General features: G+C 38.1%; 4 protein-coding genes and 1 tRNA gene. All 5 read left to right on the forward strand.

Features of this window, described 5'->3' with window-relative positions:
• Positions 1-395: 395 nt before the first annotated feature.
• The 5 genes from H5975_RS07525 to H5975_RS07545 all read left to right on the forward strand — a co-directional run bounded on the left by H5975_RS07525 (position 396) and on the right by H5975_RS07545 (position 3,869).
• Positions 396-468, forward strand: a tRNA-Thr gene (locus tag H5975_RS07525).
• A 752-nt stretch (positions 469-1,220) separates the two neighbouring features.
• Positions 1,221-1,787, forward strand: a complete 567-nt coding sequence (gene mobC / locus H5975_RS07530) for a plasmid mobilization relaxosome protein MobC (protein WP_047766795.1) — start codon at positions 1,221-1,223, stop codon at positions 1,785-1,787.
• Positions 1,765-2,973, forward strand: coding sequence for a relaxase/mobilization nuclease domain-containing protein (locus H5975_RS07535; RefSeq protein ID WP_204785530.1), 1,209 nt, complete (start codon positions 1,765-1,767; stop codon positions 2,971-2,973). The genes mobC and H5975_RS07535 overlap by 23 nt, the downstream gene beginning before the upstream one ends.
• A complete protein-coding gene (locus H5975_RS07540) occupies positions 2,954-3,616 on the forward strand; it encodes a hypothetical protein (RefSeq protein WP_204785531.1) in 663 nt (220 codons plus the stop codon). Before H5975_RS07535 ends, H5975_RS07540 begins: the two co-directional genes overlap by 20 nt.
• On the forward strand, positions 3,606-3,869 hold the full coding sequence (locus H5975_RS07545) for a hypothetical protein (RefSeq protein ID WP_047769017.1): 264 nt from the start codon (positions 3,606-3,608) through the stop codon (positions 3,867-3,869). Before H5975_RS07540 ends, H5975_RS07545 begins: the two co-directional genes overlap by 11 nt.
• The last annotated feature ends 137 nt before the right edge of the window (positions 3,870-4,006 follow it).

Consider the following 4,006-nt stretch of genomic DNA (forward strand, 5'->3'; position numbering starts at 1 on the left):
GGGACTTAAACTCACGGCCACTTAAATGTCTCAACTGGCGATCACCCATTGAAGTCTTTATGCGAAAAATGTTTCGATGAAGTGTTCAATTTATTTATTGCAATCTGCCATATCCAAAGGAAGTCCCAGTCTTTGATAAATATGATGAGTACCTACCTGATGAATTGGTACGGAAAGAATTCGCAGAAAGTGTTCTGGATATTAAAGAAATGAAACGCTGTGTTTTACGGATGTGCGATGAGTATCAGAAAGCAGTGAAGTAAAATTATAAGTAATCTAAAGTCATGCGAGTGGGTGAGACACCATTTGCATGGCTTCTTTTGTAAGTTCGAAAAAAAGAAAAAAAGTGCTTGCTTTTTTTGACTACTTTGATATACTAATTAATGTTGATTGATGCTGACTTAGCTCAGTTGGCAGAGCACGTCATTAGTAATGATGAGGTCGAAGGTTCGAATCCTTTAGTCAGCACTAGATAGAATTCAGTAGAATTCGGAAGCCTACAAAAAAAGCCGTAAAAGCTTAATCTGTGGGCTTTTTTGTATACTTAAAAAGTAAAGTGAATGGTTCTGAAACGTTCTGGATTACTGTTTCAAACACACAAATAAACACACAGAATTAAAGATTGTGTTCTGTGTGTTTGGGAGAAAATGCAAGAGGTCATATAGGTTGATATATCAACGTTTTAACGTGATATTTTTGTGTGTTTGAAATTAATTTTGCTTACTTTTGTTGAAAAGTAAGTGACTGTTGTCCTACTTATCGTCATTTGATAAGTGGGGCATTTTTTGTTTCTGTTTGTTGCCACAAAAAGAAATGCTGAAATCCAAACGGAGCAGTCAGTTTGGTCACTGTTGTTACTTATAGTGAAGTTATAAGTAAATCGGCTGGGGAATCTCAAAAGGTGACCTTGAATGTTAATCTCAAGGTACTCACCGTTTTGAATGGAGCAGACGATACAACGATAGGGTGCAGGGAGAGCGTGCAGGCTCCCCGCCAAGCTATAAAATGTATGACAAACTTTTGTTATCATACGTTTTTAATTGCTTGCAAGTTAGTTACTGTTTAGTATATAATATAATTAATGAATTGGTATAGACCAATTAATGCTAAGCAGGAACTAACTCGACGAATTATATAAATTTAGTCAAGCGTTGTCGCGAGCACGCGAAGCTTGAAAATTTATTTTGCCGGGACGGCAAACATGAGGAGGTAAATACACTATGAAGCCGTTACGCAATAAGTTAATTCAGAGCCGTTTAGACGAAGATGAGATGGCTGATTTTGATAAAGTAAAGAAGCTGTTGGGTGAAGAAAACAATTCTAAGGCAGTTCGCCAGATGATCAAGGATGAGATGATGCTAAAGAAAGCTGAGGAAGAATGGAAGAAGGGTAATACCGACTACATTTCAATTTTGCTGACAAAATTATCTGATGAAGAACGGTTACCGTTAACACAAGCTGTGATGGGTATTACAGATACTAAAACATCATCACAATTATCTGTATTACAAAACCAGTTTAGTGATATTCAATCACAACTAGAAGCTATCATGATGTCGGTAACGCAAATGGGCAATAATCTTAACCAAATAGCTAAAGTGATGAATACAGTGGCTAAAGAAGATGAGGACCTAACGGACACAGACTTGTGGAAGTGGATTTCATCACGACTTTTTGAAGATTCACGGTATCTATCAGTTCTCAAAAAGAAAATTGCTGACTTGAAGGTTGAGGTTGGACTCAAAGAAAAGGACGAAAGTACCCATGTCTATCCTGCAAACACATAGTTGCCATTCTAGTTACAATCGTCTGAAGTATGTTTTCAATGAACCAGCCCATTCGTATCGGAAAACCACCAAACGTGTTTTGGCTGCTAGTGGCTTTAATATCAAAATGTTGCATGACAATGATGGTAAAATTTCAGCAACTCAAAATGGTGCCTACCTTGAACGGCAATTTAGGACAGTATTAAAACGTGCTCATAATCCAAGACGATGCTATCAGGCACAAACAATTATTATCTCTTTTGACCCAACGGAATTTGACACATCAGACTTAAAAGCCCAATCACAACAAGCATTACGACTTGTACAGCATTATGTTCGTAAGCACTTTGCCGATTGTCAGTCCGTAATAGCAATCCAAAGTGACGGTGAAGGCGGGAAACTACATGCCCATGTCGTGATGAATACCATCAAACCAAATGGAAAAACAGTTGCAACTAACCGTTTTAACATCAACAAACTCCGCAAAGATTTTGACCGTGAAATGAAAACCAATTATCAGCGAATTACTGGTCGTCAGTGGACCAACCCAGTACATAACCAAACCGAGCGTAAAGACATACATAATCTGACGACTAAATCTGAGTGGCAACACCAGTTGAAAGAGCTAATTAACCAAATTAAGGCAAAGGTTGATAACATTACAGACTTTTTGAAGCAACTTGAACAACATAGCATTACGGTTACTGAACGACAAAAAGGTAAGGCGTGGACATATCATCAAATAGTCAGTACCAAGACTGGAACTAGAGAAATGAAAGTGCGGGACTTTTATCAAAGAATCGATAAAGAAACCGGAGAAATTAAGTCTACCCGCGGTCTAGGCCAATCATTCTCTAAGAGTGAGATTGAACGTTACTTTAATAGGAAGAAAGAAAACGAAAAGGAGAAACAAAATTATGACCGAAGAGAAAACGACGGACTCGAAAAAGTCAAAACCATGGCAGCAGATGCTAGGGCAAGAGCAAGACAACAACGACGAATTAACGAAGTTGCTGAACAACAACTCAAAGAAGCCATTGATGAAGAAAAGCGAAAAGCAGTTGAACAAAAAACTCGACTACTTAATCAGGAACAACGTCAAGCCAGGGGAACTAAGAGAGTTAGCCGACAAGCTACAAAGCCTAAGCGAGAAAGTCGATCAAAACAACCAAGACGTTCAAAAGAAATTGAAGGACCAGAACGATAATGTACTCAAAGCAGTAAGTGATGCTCAAGCTGTTGGCTATGCGGACGGTTTAGTTGATCGAGTTGATAGCCTTGAGCAGAAAATGGATGGCCTTGAAACTAACATTAATTTGCGTGAACAAAATCTTGATCAGAAAACCCAGGAATATGTCGCTAAAGCTGCTGATTTAGACCAAGTAGGTAAGTATCTGGAACACTATACACAAACAGTAAACAATCGCTTAGTACCGACTTTGCGGAATCTTATTTTATCTATACGGAATGGGATAACTCATCATACTAGTGAGGTTACTAATGATGTATATCAACAATTCCAAAATGATACTGGGAAAACAATTGATGAAGTGGTTAAATCAACCGTTAATCAGCGATTCAAACAGGATCGCGAGGATGCTCAGCAGGCGAGCTTGAGTGCTAAGATTAGTGCGCAAACTAGTCAACAGAGTATTGATAAAATAACAGGAATATTATCTAGTTTCATGCAGCTTTTGGTTCTGTTTGGTCTTGAAATGGTTTGCTTATTAGTAGTTATTCCATTGACTCCCGGGTGGTGGAAAGTGTTCGTGGCAATTAGTTTAATTATTTTATGTGGAACCGCTGATTATTACCTTTATAGAAAGAGGATTGTTAACAATGTCATTTAGTATCCATATGGCAAATGATGAACAGCTTGATTCATTATTGCGTTCAAATAAACGAATTCCTGCTTGGCGGTTATCTAATACGCAGAGTGAACGGGAACGGAAACGGATCCATCAGATTCAACTCCATCGGCAACAACTAGAGAGGGAGAAGGAAGCTGAAACTAAGCGGAAAAAGCAACAAAGAATCGTTTCTGTACAAAAAGCTCAAACTAAAAAGCCGTTATCCCATCAAGGTAACGACTTAGAGTTATAATTTGAATTTAAGCATTATTTTTAGTATCAGGCAGATTGCAATAAATAAATTGAACACTTCATCGAAACATTTTTCGCATAAAGACTTCAATGGGTGATCGCCAGTTGAGACATTTAAGTGGCCGTGAGTTTAAGTCC

It is taken from the genome of Limosilactobacillus coleohominis (genome assembly GCF_016901675.1).
Classification (GTDB): domain Bacteria; phylum Bacillota; class Bacilli; order Lactobacillales; family Lactobacillaceae; genus Limosilactobacillus; species Limosilactobacillus intestinavium.

What these genes read in the sequence shown, in the direction of transcription:
- H5975_RS07545 (WP_047769017.1), top strand. Translation starts at nt 3,606, where the DNA reads ATGTCATTTAGTATCCATATGGCAAATGATGAACAGCTTGATTCATTA.
- H5975_RS07535 (WP_204785530.1), top strand. Translation starts at nt 1,765, where the DNA reads ATGTCTATCCTGCAAACACATAGTTGCCATTCTAGTTACAATCGTCTG.
- mobC (WP_047766795.1), top strand. Translation starts at nt 1,221, where the DNA reads ATGAAGCCGTTACGCAATAAGTTAATTCAGAGCCGTTTAGACGAAGAT.